Raw genomic sequence first — 18380 nt, forward strand, 5'->3', positions numbered from 1 at the left:
CCCCGACTACCGAGCAGGTCCCGGAGGGAGCGATGCCGATGCCCGATCGGCCCCGGAAGTGGAACAAGCGTTTCGACACCTACCTGCACCGCAAAGCCGCGGAGCGGGGCAACGTGCTGGCCATGGCCGGCTTGGCCGCGATGCTGCGGGAGCAGGGTGAGCTCGCCGAGGCGGAAGCCTGGTACCGCAAAGCGGCGGCGGGCGGCGACCGCGTCTCGATGACCGCGCTCGCCCGCCTGCTTGCCGAGCGTGGAGCCCACGACGAGGCCGAGCGCTGGTACCACGAGTCCGCGGTCGCCGGCGATCCGCACGGAATGCTGCACCTGGGGCGCGCCCACGAGCGACGTCACGAGTTCGAGTCGGCCGAACGCTGGTGGCGCTCGGCCGCCGACGCCGGCGACGTCGACGCCATGGCCGCGCTGGGGCACCTCCTCATCACGCGCGGCCGCCCCACGGAGGCGGATGAGTGGTGCCGGCAGGCAGCCGAAGCCGGCAACACCGGCGCGATGCTGGACCTGGGTGTCCTCCTGCGCGAACAAGGCCGGGCTGCGCAGGCCACCCGCTGGTGGCACCGCGCGCTGGAGGGCGGGGAACTGGCGGCGACGTGCCTGCTCGGCCACCAGGCGGAACGAGTCGGGCGGCCGCAGGAGGCCGAGGACTGGTACCGGCGCGGCGCCGACGGCCGCAACCTGCAGGCGATGGTCCGGCTGGGCTTGTTGCTGCACCGGCGTGGTGATCTCGGGGAAGCCGAGGTCTGGTACCTCGAGGCCGCCGAACAGGGCGACGCGGTGGCGTTCACGAACCTGGGCGTCCTCGCCCGTCATCGCGGCGACGATCAGCAGGCCGCCGCCTGGTACCGGCAGGCGGCCGAGCACGGCAGCGTGCCCGCGCTGACTCACCTGGGATATCTCGCCGAGGCGGGCGGCGATGCCGCGCGGGCCGAAAAGTGGTTCCAGTCGGCGGCCGAATCCGGCGACGTCCAGGGCATGCTCGGCCTGGCCCGCCTGCTGGAGGCACGCGGCGCCGACGCTGCGGCGAGGGCCTGGCTGACCAGGGCGGACAACGCGCGGACGGACAGTGACCGCCGTTGATCGGCACTGCCCCGGTAGGGCTATTGTGTGATGCAGCTCACAGATTTACCGTGTTGCTGGATCCCACCGGCACGACATCGGTTCACCGGACAGACCCACCGGGAGGCGATGGGATGAGGCCACGCGTATTGGTCGCGGCTATCGGCAACATGTTCCTCGGCGACGACGGCTTCGGCCTGGAAGTGCTCAGCGAACTGGCCAGAGCGGACCTGCCCAACTGGGTGCAGATCGCGGACTACGGGATCTGCGGCACGCACCTGGCCGACCTGCTCGGCGACTACGACACCACGATCCTGCTCGACGCCACCCCGCACGGGCGGCCACCCGGTTCCCTGTCCCTGATCGAGGCCGCCTCCGAGGACCTCCCCTCGTCCGCCGCCGTCGACGCACACGGGTTGCACCGCGACGCCGTGTTCCGGCTGCTGCGCCTGCTCGGTGGCGACGCCGGACGGGTGCTGATCATCGGCTGCGAACCGGCCCGCACGACCGGCGGCGTCGGCCTGAGCCCCGAGGTCGCCGCGGCGATACCCGCGGCAGTCGCCGCCGTCACCGAACTCGCCTGGGGCGACGCGTCCGATGGAGCGCAGGCACGTTTCGGAAAGCTGGCCCCCGCCTAGCGACGGCCGCTCGCCCCTGAGTTGTCCACTGTGGACACATCAGGCGTACGACCCCAACACCGGCAACGAAGAACGCCGGTGATCTGACCCACAGCGGTCCCGTCGATGTCCCCGAACCGCCCCTCTCGCCCAGCGGCCGACGCTTACGATGCCCGGACGCAAAACCGGCTGAACGACGAGGTGGCCCATGATCGGATTCGAGACGGACCTGCAGGATCTCAGGGACGCGAGCAAGGACCTGGGAGCGGCCGCCGACGCCGCGGCCGCGGCGTCGGCGGGTGTGTCCGGCCTCGACGTCCCCACCTCGTCCGGCGCGGGCGGGATCTTCGACATCGCGGGCATGATGCCCACCTACAACGCCTTCGGCCGGACGCTGGGGATGCCGGCGGTGGCCAAGGCCTACAACGAACACCTGCACCTGATCGAGGACCTGATCAAGAGGCTCCACGAGACCACTCTGGACACCAGCCACGCCCTCATGACGGTCGCCGAGCTGTACGAAAAGGCCGACCAGGACGCGAAAACGCGGGTACAGCGGGCTGCCGCGCAGCTGGACGAGAACTGAGAGGGACGGACGTGGACGGCTACTTCGGCGCGCTCGACGCTGAGACGACGTCGGGCGAGGACGGCAACCGGGCAGCACTGCTCGAAGGCATCTCGGACGACCTGCTCGACGGTGCGAACGACGCGCTCGACGCCATCGAGTACCTGCGCTACTCGGACTTCATGGCGATGAAGATGTACGACTGGGACAAGATGCGGCAGGAGGTCGCAGGCGCCTATCGCGAGTTCTCCGACGCGGACATCGATCGAGAGTCGACCAAGGGCCTACAGGAGATGATCAACCAGTTCGACAAGATCTGGAAGACTCTCCAGGAGGACTCCAAGACGAAGCTGGATCAGGCCGAGAAGCGGATGGAGTACTGGCGAGGCGAAGCCGCCAACGCCGTCAAGTCCTACATCAACGACCTGTCCGAAACCTACGCGCGGGTGGAAACCAAGATCACCGTGCTGGAGAGCGACGTGGTCGCGGCCCGCGAAGCGATCGCGACCGCCCGGCAGGACCTGTCCAACCTCGGCTCCGCTTTCAAGGAAACGGCGAAGAAGTTCCAGAAGGACAAGGCGCAGCAGAGCGACGCCGCAGCGTCCAAGGTGCTGGCCGCAGCCTTCGCCGGCGCGGTCACCGGTCTGCTCGCCGTCGCCACCGGCGGCGCGGGCGCCGCAGCGGGCGGGGCCATCTTCACGGCGGCGAACGGCGCGATGGTCGCCGGGAACGTCGCCGGGGCAGCACTCAGCCAGGTCGTCGCCAACAGTGCCGAAGTCAGTGGCGACAACGTGCTCGACATCTACGCGAGCTTCATGGACAACGTCGACAAGATCCGCTCGGGGATGGGCGACACCGCCGACGACCTTGCCAAGCACATCGGAATCGAGTCGCGGGACCTGCCGCAGATCCCGCCGCCACCGGACGTCAGCCCCGGCGACCACTTCGACCCGGGGAACTTCGAAACCGGCCATACCTCACGGCAGACCGAGAAGCGGGTCCGGGACTCCGGCGTCGACATCGCGCCCGACGGAACGGTCAGCAACGGCGGCAACGGCACCGCGGGATCCGTGCGTGAGTGAGGCCGGCCGGGAGGCCGCTCGTCACCTGGAGGAGGCGCGCGAGGCCATGGTGACCGCGTTGAACACGTTGTCGGCGGACGTGACGTCCCCTGGCGGCGCGGTCTCCCTGTCGGTCAACACCGACGGGGTCATGACGCGGCTCCGGCTGTCGGACGCGGTCACCGGGATGTCGGAGGCCGAGATCGCCGACCTCGTGATGCGCACCTACGCCAAGGCGCAGCGGCAATCGGCCGAACGCAGTGCCGAGTTGCTGCGCCCCTTGGGCAACGCGGGTTACCTGACCGACCGGCTGCGCTGGCGGTTGCAGTTCGAGCCCACGATGCAGACGGACGAAGAACCTCCCCGCACCGATCGGCCGCAACGGGTCAAGCAGGAAAGCCGGTACGAGTACTTGAAGGACCGCTCGGACAGCGTGGGGCGCCCGGCCGCAGAGAAGGCGGAAGCCCGGCCGGCGAGCGATGACGAGTGGTACGACAAGGGCATGCGGTTCGACCCGGCCTGGTGACCGGAACGAACCCAGGGACGGCGAGTTCGCGACTTCACGGGCTCGCCGTCCGCTTCCCTGGCGAGGCGGTCTGTCCAAACGGGACCGGCTGTGGCGAGCACCACGACCTTCGCCAAGGGGACAGAAATAGAGAAAACCGCCTGTTACCAGGCGGTTTTCCCGTTTACTGTCTCAACCAGACGTGCGCCCGAAGGGATTCGAACCCCTGACCTTCTGATCCGTAGTCAGATGCTCTATCCAGCTGAGCTACGGGCGCGTGTTCAGTTGTGCAACCTAGCATCCGGCGAACCAGATACCAGCGGAGGCTCCGGGATTTGAACCCGGGAGGGGGGGTTACCCCCAACCGCATTAGCAGTGCGGCGCCATAGACCAGACTAGGCGAAGCCTCCCAGGCCCGGTGACCACTGCTCAGATAGGTTACACACCCCTCCGAAGGCCTCCAACAGCACCCCCCTCACGCCCGGCGCAACAGCCTGAGCAGGCGCGGAGATCGCCCGCCGAGCCCCTCCGCCTCGAACGCGGCGATGCCGACCCTGGGCAGTTCCCGGACGGCGGGGTAGACGAGATACCGGGGCACCCAGCGAGGCTGGAACTTGGCGTTGAACCGGTAAAGGCTTTCGATCTGGATCCACCGCGAGAAGAAGTGGATGACCTTCGCGGACAGCCGGGCGACCGGACCGGCCCCGATGCGCTGCCCCTGCTCCATCAGCGCCCGGAACGCGGCGAAGTTCAGCGAGACGCTCCGGATACCGCTGCCGCGGACGGCAAGCAGCAGTTCGGAGATCATCAGCTCGTTGACGCCGTTGTCAGCGGTCCGATCGCGACGCATGACGTCCAGCGAAAGGCCGTGTTTGCCCCACGGGACGAACTGCAGCACGCCACGGACGCGACCGCCCTGTTCGGCTGTCACCAGCACCGAACCGCGGTCGCCCATTCGTCCCAGCGCCATCGAGAACCCGCGTTCGGTGTCCGTGCCCCGCCAGTTCGCGGCGAGCACCTCCAGTTCGGCCAGCTCGCCTTCACGCAGGTCCTCGGCGCGCCGGACCAGCACCTTGTACCCGGCCCGTTTGGTCCGCGACACAGCTTGCCGCACGCCACGCATGATCCGGCCGTCGAGGGTGAAGGTCTCGACATCGACCACCGCCTCGTCGCCGATCTCCAGCACTTCGAGGCCGAATCGGGCCCACACGGTGGCTCCCAGCTCCGACGCGCCCATCGCGGCGGGCACCCAGGCATGCCTGCGGCACACCTCCAGGTACTCCTCGATCGCGCCCGGCCATGCCTCGTGGTCGCCCAGCGGGTCGGCCGAGCAGAGCGCGACCCCGGCGATCACGCGGTAGGTGACAGCCGCCTTGCCGGACTTCGAGAACACCACGAACTTGTCCCGCCGCAACGCGAAGTAGCCCAGCGAATCGCGCTCGCCGTGCGCCTTGAGCAGGTCGGCCAGGCGCCGCACCTCGTCATCGGTCAGCCGAGGGGCCGGTTCGGCGGAGCGCAGCAGGAAGTAGGCCGCGAGCAGGAGAGCGCCGATCCCGAAGAGCAGGCCGATGGCCGCGGACAGGTCCTCCAGCCACATCGCATGGAACACCGCCGACCCGCTCGCGCCGAACAGCGCCAGCAGCGACTGCTCGACCCGGTCACCGAAGGAGAGCGGCTCCAGCACGTTGCGCGAGGCGACCGACAGCAGCACCAGGTTGATGACGAACCCGGCGATGTTCAGCTGCAGGAACACCCGCACGGCACGCCACCGGCCGACGACAGGGTCCGGCTTCGCGATGAAATAGCGGCGGGTCGCGAGCAGCCCGGTGAGCAGGATCACCGACACGATCCCGGCACCGACGACGTGTTTGAGCCCCAGATGCGCCGCGGTGAGCAGCACCGAACCCGCGACCGCGAGCTGCCATGCGCGACGCTTCCGCCGTCGCAGCCCGGCTGCCAGCATCACCAGCAGCACCCCGGACACCAGCGCGACCGTGGCCGCGCCGACCGTCGCCTCCTGCGGCAGCTCCAGCCATTCGGCCAGGTGCCCGCGCAGGTTCCGCCGACCGGCCGGGATCACCACCGACACGATGGCCATCAGCCCGACGATGCGCGTCACCCACGTGATCACCGCGACCGACGTGGTCCCCGCCAGCTGCCAGGTGTTGTGTGCGCGAGTCCCCGTCACCACGCCTGCAACACCGCGCGCGCCGCCATACTTCCCCCATCTACCCCTTGGCCAGCTCCACGAACGGCGTCAATGCCGCCGGATTCGCCAGCGCGTCCTTGCTCACGGCCCGCTCCGGAGCCACGCCGGAGAGGATTCTCTTCACCGGCACCTCACACTTTTTACCGTTCAGTGTGCGAGGGACTTCAGCCACCACGACGAACCGATCGGGTACATGCCGCGGGGAGAGCGCACCGCGCAGCTCCTTCCGCAACGCCGGCTCGACGTCGGACAGCTCCGCGCCCGCGGCGAGCACGAGGAAGCAGAGCAGCTGCCCGTCGTCGCTCCCGGCGGCCGAAGTGTCGACGACCAGCGAATCGGCGACCTGGTCGAACCCCTCCACCACACGATAGAACTCCGCGGTGCCCATGCGGACCCCGCCGCGGTTGAGTGTCGAATCACTCCGGCCGTAGATCACCGCCGAACCGCGGCCGGTGATCCGGATCCAGTCGCCGTGCCGCCACAAGCCGGGGTACATGTCGAAGTACGCCTCGCGCAGCCGCGAGCCGTCGGGGTCGTTCCAGAAGAACACCGGCATCGACGGCATCGGCTCGCTGATCACCAGCTCGCCGACCTCCTCGACGACGGCGTTGCCCGCCTCGTCGAACGCCGACACCGCGGCCCCGAGCGCGCGGCACGACAGCTCACCGAGCCAGACCGGGACGTCGGGAGCGCCGGCGACGAACGCCGCGCACAGGTCCGTACCACCGGACACCGAGCAGATCTGCACGCTCTTGCCGACCTCGTCGACGATCCAGCGGAACCCCTCGGTGCTCAGCGGGGCGCCCGTGGAGCCGAGCACGCGCAGCGCGGTCAGGTCGTACCGCCCGGCCGGGTGGATCCCGGCCTTGAGGCAACTCTGGATGAACGGCGCGGAGGTGCCGAAGTAGGTCACGCGATGCTGTTCGGCGAGGTGCCACAGCACGTTCAGGTCCGGGTGTCCGGGGCTGCCGTCGAACAGCACGATGGTGGAACCCGCCAGCAGCCCGGAAACGAGGAAGTTCCACATCATCCAGCCGGTGGTGGTGAACCAGAAGAAGCGGTCGCCCGGTCCGAGGTCGCTCTGCAGTACGAGCGCCTTCAGATGCTCGACGATGATCCCGCCGTGGCCGTGCACGATGCCCTTGGGCAGACCGGTCGTCCCGGAGGAGTAGAGCACCCACAGTGGATGCGCGAACTCGACCGGCTCGAACTCCAGCTCCGCACCGGCGTGTTCGGCGAGCAATGTGTCCCAGTCGAGCGCGCCGTCGAGCCTGCCTTCGCCGGCGTAGTCGACGAGCACGGTGGCGGCGAGCGTCGGAATCTGCTCGCGCAGCCGCGTCACGGTGGACCTGACGTCGAACGACCGTCCGTTGTAGACATAGCCGTTGACCGCGATCAGGACCTTCGGCTCGATCTGGGTGAACCGGTCCGCGATCGCGCGGACACCGAAGTCGGGGGAACAAGACGACCAGATCGCGCCCAGGCTCGCGGCGGCGAGGAACGCGATCAGCGTCTGCGGGCAGTTCGGCGCGAGCGCGACGACCCTGTCGCCCTTGCCGACCCCGAGTTCGCGCAGCGCCGCCCTGGCAGCGGCGACCTTCGCCCGCAGCGCGCCGTAGGTCAGCTGCCCGCTGACGCCGTCCTCGCGGTGGAAGATCACCGCGAGTTCGTCGTCGCCCTTCGCCGCGCCCGCGACGCCGGGGCTGAGCGCGTGCTCGGCGTAGTTGAGCGTGCCGCCGTCGAACCACTTCGCCGCCGGCATCGCCCCGGACAGGACCTCCCGGGGCTGTTCGTGCCAGCGCACGCCGAGGAACTCGGTGACAGCGGACCAGAACTCCGGTACCTGCCGGACCGAGAACTCCCACAGCGAGGCGTAGTCGTCCACCTCGACGCCCCGTTCGCGGCGCAGCCACTCGCGGAAGGCCTCGATCTTGGTGTCGGACACATGGCTCGGGTCGGGGCGCCAGAGCACTTCTGGGGCGTCTGCGGTGTGTGTCACCCCGCGATGTTAACTCTCGCTAACCGCCCCAACCAGGTCTTCGGCCACGACCCGAAACCGGGCATCGTGGCACGTTTCGCTCAGCGCAAATGCGCGTCGAACCAATCGAGCGTGCGCTGCCAGGCTTCCGCGGCGGCGGACGGATCGGCGTCGAAGCGGTGGTTGGCGCCGGGGTAGTGCACGACGTTGGTGACGACACCGGCCGACGCGGCGGCCTCCCGCAGCTGTTCGACTTCGGCACCACCCGCCTCGTCGCCGGCGTCGCCGTACATGCCGAGCCACGGGCTGGTGAGCCGTCCGGCGATTTCCATCAACGTGGGCAGTTCCGCGACGCCCTGGCCACCGACGCTCACCGCCGCCCCCAGTCTGCGATGGGACGCGACGACGAGTGCCGCGGTCCCGCCGAGGTCGAAGCCGACGACACCGATGAGATCCGCCTGCACCCCGCGATCGCTGAGCCAGGCGAGCGTGGAGTCGGTGGCATCGAGCAGGTCCTGCTGCGTGAGGTTGTCGCCGTCGAGATGCGGGGTGACGGTGAGCCAGCCTTCGCCGGCGAGGCTCATCACCAGGAGCCGGACACCGTCGGTGACGCCGTCCGCCTCGTGCAGCACCACCAAGCCACCGCGTACCGCGCCGACGGGCTGGGCGAAGGTCAGGCGCAGGGTGCTTCCGTCCGAGCGCGGGTGTTCCACCGTGCTGATCGAGGTCATGTCGCCACTCAAGCACCTCCGGGTGAACAGGGAAACACACTGTGGCAGGCCACCCATGACCAAACCGGCGATAAGACTCTCGCGGGATCGGCGGCCGGAAAGATACGGTGGCGGTGCTGTCCCGCCCGACCCGAGGAGCGCCGAAGATGTCGACCGTCTCACCGCGAGCCGATCTCGAATCGTTGCCGAAGTACGTCCCCGGCCGGACGATCCAAGGCGCGATCAAGCTGGCGAGCAACGAGGTGCCCGGTGGTGCGCTGCCCAGCGTGGCCAAGGCGCTCGCCGAAGCGGCGACGGGCATCAACCGGTACCCGGACACCGGCTCGCAGGCGCTGCGTGACCGGCTGGCCAGGGAGCTGGCCGTGCCGGTCGAGCGGATCGCGGTCGGCTGCGGCTCGGTTTCGCTGTGCCAGCAACTGGTCCAGGCGGTGTGCGAGCCCGGCGACGAGGTCATTTTCGGGTGGCGTTCGTTCGAGGCGTACCCGATCGTCACCCAGGTCGCGAACGCGGTCGGCGTGCGGGTACCGGTGACGTCCGGGCACGCGCTGGACCTGGACGCGATGCTCGCCGCCATCACGCCCAAGACGCGACTGGTCTTCGTCTGCAACCCGAACAACCCGACCGGGACGGCGTTGCGGCGGGCAGAGCTGGAGCGGTTCATCGACGCGGTTCCCGAGCGCGTCCTCGTGGTACTCGACGAGGCGTACCGCGAATTCGTCACCGACACCGACGTGCCGGACGGGATCGAGTACACCCGGACCCGCGACAACGTCACGGTGCTTCGTACCTTCTCCAAGGCGTATGGCCTGGCAGGTCTGCGCGTCGGCTACGCGGTGGCGCCGGAGCCGATCGCGGACGCACTGCGGCAGGTGTACGTGGCCTTCTCGGTCAACATGCTCGCTCAAGTCGCCGCGCTCGCGTCGCTGGACGCTGCCGACGAACTGATGGCGCGCTGCCGCGAGATCATCGGCGAACGGGACCGGGTCCGCGCGGCGCTGCTCGAAGCGGGCTACGAGGTGCCGGAAACGCAGGCGAACTTCGTCTGGCTGCCGCTCGGCGAGCGTGCGACGGCGTTCGCCGAGCACCTGCTGGACCGGAAGCTGGTCGTGCGTCCCTTCGCGGGCGACGGTGTCCGGGTCACCATCGGAACGCCCGAAGAGAACGCCCTCTTCCTCGACGCCGCCCGGGAATTCGCCCAGTAGCGCAAGGCCTTGTCCCGGCGGCGCCCCAAGCCGCCGGGAGGCTTTCGCGCTACTTGACCAGGAGCTGGATCACCGCCGCGATCCCGACGACGACGATCACCCCGCGCAGGACCGTCGGCGACAGCTTGCGGCCGATCTTCGCGCCCAGCTGGCCGCCGATGGTCGACCCGACGGCCAGCAGCCCGACCACCGGCCAGCTGATCGGCGCGGTGAAGGCGTAGATCAAGCCGGCGACGATGTTCACGACGGCGGCGAGCGCGTTCTTGGTGCCGTTGAGCCGCTGCAACGGCTCGGACAGCAGCATGCCCATGACCGCCATCATCATCACGCCCTGCGCGGCGGTGAAGTAGCCGCCGTAGATGCCGATGAGGAACAGCAGGAACATCAGCAGCGGCCCCGGTTTGTGTTCGGTGCCGTTGGCCTCGCGCCGTTTGGCGACCCACTTCGACACCCGCGGCTGGATGATCACCAGCACGACGGCGAGGCCGACCAGGATGGGCACAACGGTCTCGAACGCGTCCTTGGGCAGCGACAGCAACAGGATCGTCCCGCCGATCGCGCCCAGGAATGACGCGACACCGAAGCGGGCAACCTGCGGCCAGTACCCGACGAGTTCGTGCCGATAGCCGATCGCCCCGCTGACCGTGCCCGGTGCGAGGCCGATCGCGTTCGACGTCGTGGCCGTCACCGGCGGGTACCCCAGCGCGACCAGGACGGGGAAGGTCACGAGCGTCCCGGACCCGACGACCGTGTTGATGGTGCCCGCCCAGACGCCCGCGACCAAGATGATCACCGCGTGCCACCACGTCATGAAACGCTCACGTCCGGCACCCTAAGCACGGTGATCGGCTGACGCGATGGAGATGTGTCTGGTCAGACACTCATGGGCGGCGCGTCCGCTCGAACACGCAGAACTCGTTGCCTTCCGGATCGGCGACCACATCCCACGCGATTTCGCCGTCCCGCGCCCTAATCAGCGTCGCACCGACGGCGACCAGCTCCGCTGTGTCGCCGAAGACGTCCAGGTGCATGCGGTTCTTCACGGTCTTGCGTTCGGGCACCGGGTTGAGCCAGATGAGCGGGCCCTTGCCAGCCGGGTCGACGATCGGCACGGGCCAGTCCTGCGGGCGCGTGTCACCGGTGAGCGAGTCCCGCCGGACATAGCCCAGGGCCGCACACCACCAGTCCGCGAGCCGCTGGTGATCGTTGGCGTCGAGCGCGAGGTCCTTGAAGGTCGCGGGCATGTCCGGATTCAACCAGCACCCTCACGGCAGAGAGAGTGATTTCGGTGCAGGCCTCGGGCGGACCGGTCCATGGGCGGGACCGGTCCGATCCCGTGAGCGTCCGCGACCTGACAGGATGGTGCGGTGGTCGATCCCGGTGAGCCCGGCGTGCACGAGGCACGCTCGGAACAGGTCTGGAGCGCGACCGTCGACCATCTGCGCACCATGATCGACTCCGGGCAGCTCGCTCCCGGCTCCCGGCTGCCCGCCGAGCGCGCGCTGTGCGAGCAGCTCGGAATCAGCCGCGGCTCGCTCCGACAGGCGCTACGCGTCCTCGACTCCATCGGGTACGTCCAGATCCGTGCCGGATCGGGCACCTACGTCCGGGAAGAGGACGGCTCGGGCGACCGACCGCTGCGCGGCTGGTTTTCCGAGCACGAGCAGCTCGTCGAGAAGCTGTTCGACCTGCGCGCCACGGTCGAACCGACCCTCGCCGAGCGGCTCGCCCACCAGCACACCCCGCGCGTCGTGAGCAAGCTGGAGCACAACGTCGCCGAGATGGAACAGGCCGCCGCCGACGGTGACATGCTCCGTGTGATCGCCACCGACGCCGAGTTCCACCGCGTCATCGCCGGGAACGCGGGCAACGACGACGTCGCCGACCTGCTGCGGTCCGTCCTCTCTCTGGTCGGCGAGGAACGCCGCGCGGCCCTCCGGCTGCCCGGGCAGATCCGCAAGGCCGTCGAGGAGCACCGCGCGATCCTCGACGCCATCCGCCGTTCCGACCCCGCGGCAGCGCGCGCACTCACCCTGAAGCACCTGCTGGACGCCAAGACCTACGCCCATGACTACGCGTCCACGACTTCCCCCTCTCGCTCGAGCTCGCCATCGGCCACGGATTCGTCCACAAAGGATTCCTAGACCGTTTTCACCATCCCTCCGTCGATCACGAGATCGGAACCGCTGATGTTCGGCGCCTTCCCGGAGGCGAGGAACACCACCAATGCGCCGATCTCCTCGGGCTCGGTGAACCTGCCGGTCGACGAGCCCATCAGCTCGGGCATCCGTTCGACGAGCTCGCCGATCGGCACCCCGGCCTGGACCGCGAGGTGACCCCCGACCGAACCCGGCGCAGTCCAGACCTCGGTGCGGACCGGCCCCGGCGAGATCGTGTTGATCCGGACCCCGCGCGGACCGAACTCCTCGGCCAATGACTTGCCGAGATTGACCAGCGCGGCCTTCGCCGCCGAGTAGTCGAGCACCGCGACACCGGGCAGGCGCGCGTTCACCGAGCCGATGTTCACGACCTGCCCGCGCCGCTCGAGCATGCCCGGCAGGGCGGCCCTGGTGGCCCGGATGGTGCTGAACAGCGTCAGATCCAGCGTTCGCTGCCACTCGTCGTCACTGACACTGAGGAACCCGCCCGGCCGGGTGCCTCCGCCACCGACGTTGTTGACCAGCAGGTCGATCCCGCCCAGCTCGGCCAGCGCGTGCCGGATGAGCCGATCGGGCCCGTCCGGGGACGCGAGGTCGACGGAGAGCGCCAGCGGGGTCGCCGCCTTCAGCTCCTCGCTCACCGTGCGGGCACCCGCGACGACGCGGTACCCCGCCGCCACCAGCTCCCGCACCACCGCGAGCCCGATCCCCCTGCTCGCTCCGGTCACCACCGCGTTCTTCATCATTCTCCCTGGTCGACACCATCAAAGCCGTTTGCCGGTGTCCATGCTACAGTAAAACGGTTAGGTGGTGTTGCGATGGCATGGGACTGGCAGATCGAGGCCACCGAGTTCCACCGCGTCCCGGAGCGGTTGGTGCCGGTGTACGACTTCATGAACACGGTCGACGAGCGGACGTTCGGCGGGCGCACGCCGGACGATCGACTGCCGGACTGGCTCCGCGAGCGGGGTGAGTTCTCGGCGGCCGAACTGCAGTTGGCCGAGCTACTGAGAAAGGCGCTGCGCGGGATGGCGACGGTCAACCGCACCGGCGAACCGAGTGAAGAGACCGCGCACGACCTCGCACGCGCGAGCAGAGACCTGCCCCTGCGCGCCGACAGCCGCTTGATGTTGAGCCCCTACCAGGAAGGAGTCACCGGCAACCTCGCCGAGTTGCTCGCCACCGTGGTCCTGACCTCGGCCGACGGCAGCTGGAGCCGGATGAAGACCTGCGCCGCCCCGGACTGCGGCTGGGTGTTCTACGACAAGAGCAAGCCACGCAACGGCCGCTGGTGCTCGACGGCCGGATGTGGGAATCGCGTCAAAACGCGCTCGTACCGCGAGCGGAAGGGAGTACATTCTTCATGAAGTTCTAAAACTTATAACGGGGGTGACCGCGATGGAGAAGGTGCACTTCACCGAGGAGAAGGCGACCATGCTCGCCACGCTGTACGGCCGGGCGCTGGACAGCCGGCTCGACAACCCGATTCTGGGCGATCGAGCGGCCGACGAGGCGGTGCGGCAGATCGACTACGACTTCCCGAAACTGGGTCTCACCGGAGAGCGAGCGGCGTCCGTGGTGTTGCGGGCGAAGCCGATCGACGACTGGTCCGCCGAGTACCTGCGCGAGCATCCGGACGCGGTCGTGGTGCACCTGGGCTGCGGGATGGACACGCGGGTCTACCGACTCGACCCGCCGCCGACCGTGCAGTGGTTCGACGTCGACTACCCGGAGGTCGTCGAGCTGCGGCGGAAGATCTTCCCCGAGCGGGCGAACTACCGCACCATCGGTTCCTCGGTCACCGACTTCGGCTGGCTCGACCAGGTCCCGTCGGACCGTCCGGCGCTGATCGTCGCCGAAGGGCTGACCATGTACCTGACCCCCGAGGGCGGCGAGGAGCTGCTGCAGCGCCTGGTCGCGAAGTTCCCGTCCGGCGAGCTGATCTGCGACGTCTTCAGCAGGCTGGGAATCAAGCTGCAGAAGATCAACCCGGTGGTCCGCAAGGCGGGGGCGACCCTGTACTGGGGCATCGACGACCTGCGGGAGTTCGAGCGGTTCGGCCTGGATCCGGTGTCCGCACTGGACGCTTCGGAGTGGGCGACACCGGAGGTGATGGCGAAGGTGTCACCGGTCACGAGGATGCAGCTACGGGCGACCAAGTACTTCCCGCTGGTCCGCAAGATGGCCCGGATCGGCCGCTGGCGGTTCTGAACGGATCGCACCGGCACGGTCGCGGCAGGTGACCGGTGAAACGCGCCGGAACGGCGAACCTATCGGCAACGGTGTCGGTGGCCGCGCCTGTCCTCGCCGCGGCGAGGCCGACACCATACGATCAAGCTCGTGCGCAGGAACGCCGAGCTGGGGAGGTTCCGGGTGGTGCTGCGCACCAGCCTGGGTTTCGCGGCGTTGGGCGTCGGTTCGAGCGTCTGCGGGTCGGGCGTGGTGGCGCTGTTGCTGCTCCTGCAGGGGCTGCCGAATGACGTCGGCGACCACGGCTGGGTGCTGGGGCTGACGGCGGCCGGGATCGTGACGCTGTTCCTGCTGGTCGGCACCTTGTGGACCGCGTGGCTCCAGCGGCGCACGGCGGTGTGGTTCGTGCTGGGGCGGCCGCCGACGAAAGCCGAGGCACGGCGCGCGTTGCGGTTGCCGGTCGACATGGCCGTGGTCAGCGGCACCCTGTGGCTGATCGGCACGGTGGTGCTCAGCGTGCTCGCGGGTGTGCTCGGTTCGCTGGCGGACGTCGCCGGGATGGCGCTGACGATCGGGCTCGGCGGGCTGACGACGGTCGGGCTCACCTACCTCGCGGCCGAGTGGGTCGCGCGGCCGGTGATGACCATCGCGCTGGAGGTGACCCCACCGCAGGGGTCGCTGCCGGTCACCGTGCTGACCAGGCTGGTCGTGACCTGGGCACTGGCCAGCGGCGTGCCGTTCGTCGGCGTGCTGGTCGTGGCCACGCCGCCGGACCTCGGCAGCGGTGACCACACCGCGAGCCTGGTGATGCTGTCGGTGATCGGCCTGGTGGTCGGCGCGCTCGGCACCGCGCTGCTGGCGCGGGCGGTCGCGGCGCCGCTGCACCGGCTGCGGATCGCGCTCGACCGGATCGCCAAGGGCAGCACGGACGTCGCGGTCGACGTGGACGATTCGAGCGAGATCGGCATGCTCCAGACGTCGGTCAACGAGCTCGCCGCCGGCCTGCGTGAGCAGGACCGGATGCGGGACCTGTTCGGCAGGCACGTCGGGACGGAGGTCGCCCGGCACGCGCTCGAATACGGCGCTTCGCTGTCCGGTGACGTACGCGAGGTGACGGCACTGTTCGTCGACGTCGTCGATTCGACCTCGCTGGCCTATCACACGCCACCGGAGGAACTGGTCGGCAAGCTGAACCGGCTCTTCGCCAGCGTCGTCGACGCGGTGAACGCACGTGGTGGGCTGGTGAACAAGTTCCAGGGCGACGCGGCGCTGTGTATCTTCGGCGCGCCCACGCGACATGCGGACGCGCCGACGGCGGCGCTGGCGGCGGCGCGCGCCATCCGCGACGCGGTCCGGGACGCCGGGGAACTCGACCTCGGGATCGGGGTGGCGAGCGGGCAGGTGTTCGCGGGGCAGCTCGGCACAAGCAGCCGGCTCGAGTACACGGTCATCGGCGACGCGGTGAACGAGGCCGCGCGGCTGACCGAGCACGCGAAGTCGGTGCCGTCGCGCATCCTGGCGAGCGACGCGGTGATCGGCGCGGCGCTGAACAGCGAGCGGGAGCGTTGGTCGAAGCATGGGGAGACCGTGCTCCGCGGACGTCAGGAGCCCACCGTCACCTGGACCTGCTGACCGCCCCAAGCGGCCGGGACGTACTGCCCCAGTTTTCGGGACAGCCGACCTGATCCGCCGGAGTGCGTCAGCCGGGGACGACCTCCGGCCAGCGCAACAGCGTCGAGCCCCAGGTCAGCCCCGCCCCGAACGCGCTGAGCAACACGCGGTGCCCGGACTCGAGGGTGCCGTCCGCGCAGGCGTCGGCCAGCGCGAGCGGGATCGAGGCCGCGCTGGTGTTCCCGACGCGCTGGATGTTGGCCACCACGGCGTCGACGGGCAGGCCGAGCTGCTTCGCCGTCGACTGCAGGATCCGGATGTTCGCCTGGTGCCCGACGAACCGGTCGACGTCCCCGACCATCCAGCCTGCCCGTTCCAGCACGGCGCGGGAGGACTCCGCCATCCGCGCGCACGCGTGCCGGAACACCGCGGTGCCCTGCATGACGAGGTAGTGGTCCCGCGGGTCGGCCGAGTTCCGGTTCTTCGAACCGCCCGCCTCGACCCACAGCAGCTCGGCAAGCTCGCCCTCGCTGTGCAGGTCGAACGGTCCGAACGCGCCGGGCTCGTCCGGCAGGCCGGCACGCAGCACCACGGCGCCGGCACCGTCGCCGAAGATCGGCACGGTCGTCCGGTCCTCCGGATCCACCAGGGAAGTGAAGGTGTCCGCGCCGATCACGAGCACGCGCCCCGCGATGCCGCCCGCGATCAGTCCGCCACCGGTGGCCAGCGCGTAGACGAAGCCGCTGCAGACAGCGTTGAGGTCGAAGGCCGCGACACCGTCGAGGCCGAGCCGGCTCGCGACCTGGGGCGCGCTGGCCGGGCACAGCTGGTCGGCCGTGGACGTCGCGAGTACGACAGCGTCGACGGCGTCCGAGCCGGCGAGGGCGGCCGAAGCCAGCGCCCGGCGACCCGCGGCGACCGCGAGGTCCACAGTGGACTCACCGGGACCCGCGACCCGTCGCTCGACGATTCCGGTGCGGGTGCGAATCCATTCGTCGGAGGTATCCAGCCGACTGGTGATTTCGTGGTTGTCGAGAACCTTGACGGGCAGCGAGGCGCCGAGCCCGGCCAGTACGGCGGCCCGGCCAGGGGCTTGCGTCGACACTGGGAATCCTCCCGGACGGTGGACAACACGGCAGGCCACTTGTATGTCCTACCCCTCGGTAGACCGGTCAGTTGTGTTCCATGTCACCGGAAATGCCCTGAACGGGTGCATACGGGGCGGCTCACCCACCGGGTGAGCGGCACTAAACACGAGGCGCTTTCGCGGCCTGCCCGGTTAGCCTGAAGCGTGCACTCTCCTGACCTCGACCACCTCGATCTGGCCATCCTCGCCTGCCTTCAAGAAGACTCCCGGACCATCGCCGAAACGATCGGCGCCAAGGTCGGCCTGTCCGCCGCCGCGGTGCAGCGGCGGATCAAGCGGCTACGGGAGTCCGGGGTCATCGAACGCGAAGTGGCAGTGCTGTCGCCGCAGGCGCTCGGGCTGTCGATGACGTTCGTGGTGCTGGTCGAGATGGAGCGGGAGAACCTGGCGGTACTCGACGCGTTCCGCCGGCAGGTGCTCGCCGAGGACCACGTGCAGCAGTGCTACTACGTCACCGGCACGGCCGACTTCGTCCTGGTGGTGACAGCCGAGGACATGGCGGGGTTCGAGACCTTCACCCGCCGGATGTTCTTCGAGAACCCCAACGTGCGGCACTTCACCACCAGCGTCGCGATGGACAGGGTGAAGGTCGGCCTCACCCTGCCGCTGACCGGCGGCACCTGATCGAGCGGGTGTCCACTGTGGTCACCACGGGTATCCGCACGGACGCAAGGGGTATGTGGCCGGTGTTACACCACTGTGGACGGATGCAACCGATCGCGTGAACGTGGCGGTTTCGCCGTCACGAGCGCCGGGCTCGTACATCTCCTTGCCGACAAGTTCGCGCCGCGCGAACCACGAGGAACACCAGGAGTGGCCGTGCACACCGATGCCGTACACCAGAGCCAGTTCGTGTTGCTGAACGAGAGCACCACGCCCGTGTTGTCCCGCCTGTCCTACCGCGCCGACGAGCCGTTCGCGGTAACCGTCTCGTTCCGGACCGAGCGTGGCCGGTGGATCGAGTGGACGTTCGCGCGTGACCTTCTCGTGACCGGGCTGGTCAAGCCGGCGGGTATCGGCGACGTCCGGATCCGCCCTGACCTGTCCGAGGATGACGCGCTGCTGACGCTGGAAATCGAGTCACCGGACGGCTACGCGTCGTTCGAGCTGGAGCGCGAAGACGTCCAGACGTTCCTCGACTCGTCCTACGAACTCGTGCCGCTCGGAATGGAGAGCGAGCACTTCGACGTCGACGGGCTGATCGAGGAGATCAGCAACGTCTGACCCGACCTCCCATTCCCGCGGCGAGGAAAGCGAAGGGCGGGTTTGAGTGCGCTGGAGGCACCAAAATCCCCCCCAACTGATGTCGGCGGGGCGGTGAACCGACGAACAACA

At 69.1% G+C, this 18380-nt stretch carries 19 protein-coding genes and 2 tRNA genes; 12 read left to right on the top strand and 9 right to left on the bottom strand.

The window, feature by feature from the left end:
• Window positions 1–38: 38 nt before the first annotated feature.
• The 5 genes from ACFW0G_RS23090 (at window position 39) to ACFW0G_RS23110 (ending at window position 3839) form a co-directional block, all read left to right on the top strand.
• Window positions 39–1091 (top strand): tetratricopeptide repeat protein, encoded by a 1053-nt coding sequence (locus ACFW0G_RS23090; RefSeq protein WP_378327434.1) that lies wholly within the window; start codon window positions 39–41, stop codon window positions 1089–1091.
• A gap of 113 nt (window positions 1092–1204) precedes the next feature.
• Window positions 1205–1708, top strand: coding sequence for a hydrogenase maturation protease (locus ACFW0G_RS23095; protein ID WP_378327435.1), 504 nt, complete (start codon window positions 1205–1207; stop codon window positions 1706–1708).
• Between the two features lie 187 nt (window positions 1709–1895).
• Complete coding sequence (locus ACFW0G_RS23100) at window positions 1896–2273, top strand: hypothetical protein (RefSeq protein ID WP_378327436.1); 378 nt, start codon at window positions 1896–1898, stop codon at window positions 2271–2273.
• 11 nt (window positions 2274–2284) lie between these two features.
• Complete coding sequence (locus ACFW0G_RS23105) at window positions 2285–3334, top strand: hypothetical protein (protein WP_378327437.1); 1050 nt, start codon at window positions 2285–2287, stop codon at window positions 3332–3334.
• Window positions 3327–3839 (top strand): YbaB/EbfC family nucleoid-associated protein, encoded by a 513-nt coding sequence (locus ACFW0G_RS23110; protein ID WP_378327438.1) that lies wholly within the window; start codon window positions 3327–3329, stop codon window positions 3837–3839. Before ACFW0G_RS23105 ends, ACFW0G_RS23110 begins: the two co-directional genes overlap by 8 nt.
• Before the next feature lie 182 nt (window positions 3840–4021).
• Here ACFW0G_RS23110 and ACFW0G_RS23115 read toward each other — a convergent pair.
• From ACFW0G_RS23115 to ACFW0G_RS23135, 5 genes are all read right to left on the bottom strand, one after another.
• Window positions 4022–4095 (bottom strand) — tRNA-Arg (locus tag ACFW0G_RS23115).
• A 43-nt stretch (window positions 4096–4138) separates the two neighbouring features.
• Window positions 4139–4228 (bottom strand) — tRNA-Ser (locus tag ACFW0G_RS23120).
• Between the two features lie 65 nt (window positions 4229–4293).
• On the bottom strand, window positions 4294–6009 hold the full coding sequence (locus ACFW0G_RS23125; protein ID WP_378327439.1) for a phosphatidylglycerol lysyltransferase domain-containing protein: 1716 nt from the start codon (window positions 6007–6009) through the stop codon (window positions 4294–4296).
• A gap of 37 nt (window positions 6010–6046) precedes the next feature.
• Window positions 6047–8026: an acetoacetate--CoA ligase gene (locus ACFW0G_RS23130; protein ID WP_378327440.1), complete on the bottom strand. Its 1980-nt coding sequence runs from the start codon at window positions 8024–8026 to the stop codon at window positions 6047–6049.
• Window positions 8027–8106: 80 nt separating this feature from the next.
• Entirely contained in the window at window positions 8107–8736 is a 630-nt protein-coding gene (locus ACFW0G_RS23135) for a dienelactone hydrolase family protein (protein ID WP_378327441.1), read from the bottom strand.
• 146 nt (window positions 8737–8882) lie between these two features.
• Between ACFW0G_RS23135 and hisC the strand changes: the two genes are divergently transcribed.
• Complete coding sequence (gene hisC / locus ACFW0G_RS23140) at window positions 8883–9938, top strand: histidinol-phosphate transaminase (RefSeq protein WP_378327442.1); 1056 nt, start codon at window positions 8883–8885, stop codon at window positions 9936–9938.
• Window positions 9939–9987: 49 nt separating this feature from the next.
• Here the strand turns inward: hisC and ACFW0G_RS23145 are convergent, their stop codons facing one another.
• A complete protein-coding gene (locus ACFW0G_RS23145; protein ID WP_378327443.1) occupies window positions 9988–10749 on the bottom strand; it encodes a sulfite exporter TauE/SafE family protein in 762 nt (253 codons plus the stop codon).
• Between the two features lie 70 nt (window positions 10750–10819).
• Window positions 10820–11182 carry a VOC family protein gene (locus ACFW0G_RS23150; protein WP_378327444.1) on the bottom strand — a complete coding sequence of 121 codons (363 nt, stop codon included), beginning with the start codon at window positions 11180–11182 and terminating at the stop codon, window positions 10820–10822.
• A 123-nt stretch (window positions 11183–11305) separates the two neighbouring features.
• Here ACFW0G_RS23150 and ACFW0G_RS23155 point away from each other — a divergent pair, with 123 nt between their 5' ends.
• Window positions 11306–12082 carry a FadR/GntR family transcriptional regulator gene (locus ACFW0G_RS23155; RefSeq protein ID WP_378327445.1) on the top strand — a complete coding sequence of 259 codons (777 nt, stop codon included), beginning with the start codon at window positions 11306–11308 and terminating at the stop codon, window positions 12080–12082.
• On the opposite strand, the gene ACFW0G_RS23160 is transcribed toward ACFW0G_RS23155, so the two are convergent.
• Window positions 12079–12840 (bottom strand): SDR family NAD(P)-dependent oxidoreductase, encoded by a 762-nt coding sequence (locus ACFW0G_RS23160; RefSeq protein ID WP_378327446.1) that lies wholly within the window; start codon window positions 12838–12840, stop codon window positions 12079–12081. The genes ACFW0G_RS23155 and ACFW0G_RS23160 overlap by 4 nt on opposite strands.
• A 75-nt stretch (window positions 12841–12915) precedes the next feature.
• Between ACFW0G_RS23160 and ACFW0G_RS23165 the strand changes: the two genes are divergently transcribed.
• The 3 genes from ACFW0G_RS23165 to ACFW0G_RS23175 all read left to right on the top strand — a co-directional run bounded on the left by ACFW0G_RS23165 (window position 12916) and on the right by ACFW0G_RS23175 (window position 15919).
• Window positions 12916–13464, top strand: a complete 549-nt coding sequence (locus ACFW0G_RS23165) for a CGNR zinc finger domain-containing protein (RefSeq protein ID WP_378327447.1) — start codon at window positions 12916–12918, stop codon at window positions 13462–13464.
• A gap of 31 nt (window positions 13465–13495) precedes the next feature.
• Window positions 13496–14308 carry a class I SAM-dependent methyltransferase gene (locus tag ACFW0G_RS23170; RefSeq protein ID WP_378327448.1) on the top strand — a complete coding sequence of 271 codons (813 nt, stop codon included), beginning with the start codon at window positions 13496–13498 and terminating at the stop codon, window positions 14306–14308.
• A 129-nt stretch (window positions 14309–14437) separates the two neighbouring features.
• Window positions 14438–15919: an adenylate/guanylate cyclase domain-containing protein gene (locus tag ACFW0G_RS23175; RefSeq protein ID WP_378327449.1), complete on the top strand. Its 1482-nt coding sequence runs from the start codon at window positions 14438–14440 to the stop codon at window positions 15917–15919.
• A 67-nt stretch (window positions 15920–15986) separates the two neighbouring features.
• Here the strand turns inward: ACFW0G_RS23175 and ACFW0G_RS23180 are convergent, their stop codons facing one another.
• Window positions 15987–17003 (bottom strand): beta-ketoacyl-ACP synthase III, encoded by a 1017-nt coding sequence (locus tag ACFW0G_RS23180; RefSeq protein WP_378327450.1) that lies wholly within the window; start codon window positions 17001–17003, stop codon window positions 15987–15989.
• A 186-nt stretch (window positions 17004–17189) separates the two neighbouring features.
• On the opposite strand from ACFW0G_RS23180, the gene ACFW0G_RS23185 reads away from it, so the two are divergent.
• Complete coding sequence (locus tag ACFW0G_RS23185) at window positions 17190–17669, top strand: Lrp/AsnC family transcriptional regulator (RefSeq protein WP_378327451.1); 480 nt, start codon at window positions 17190–17192, stop codon at window positions 17667–17669.
• Between the two features lie 195 nt (window positions 17670–17864).
• Window positions 17865–18269, top strand: a complete 405-nt coding sequence (locus tag ACFW0G_RS23190; protein WP_378327452.1) for an SsgA family sporulation/cell division regulator — start codon at window positions 17865–17867, stop codon at window positions 18267–18269.
• Window positions 18270–18380 lie beyond the last annotated feature (111 nt).

It is taken from the genome of Amycolatopsis sp. NPDC058986 (assembly GCF_042741125.1).
Classification (GTDB): domain Bacteria; phylum Actinomycetota; class Actinomycetes; order Mycobacteriales; family Pseudonocardiaceae; genus Amycolatopsis.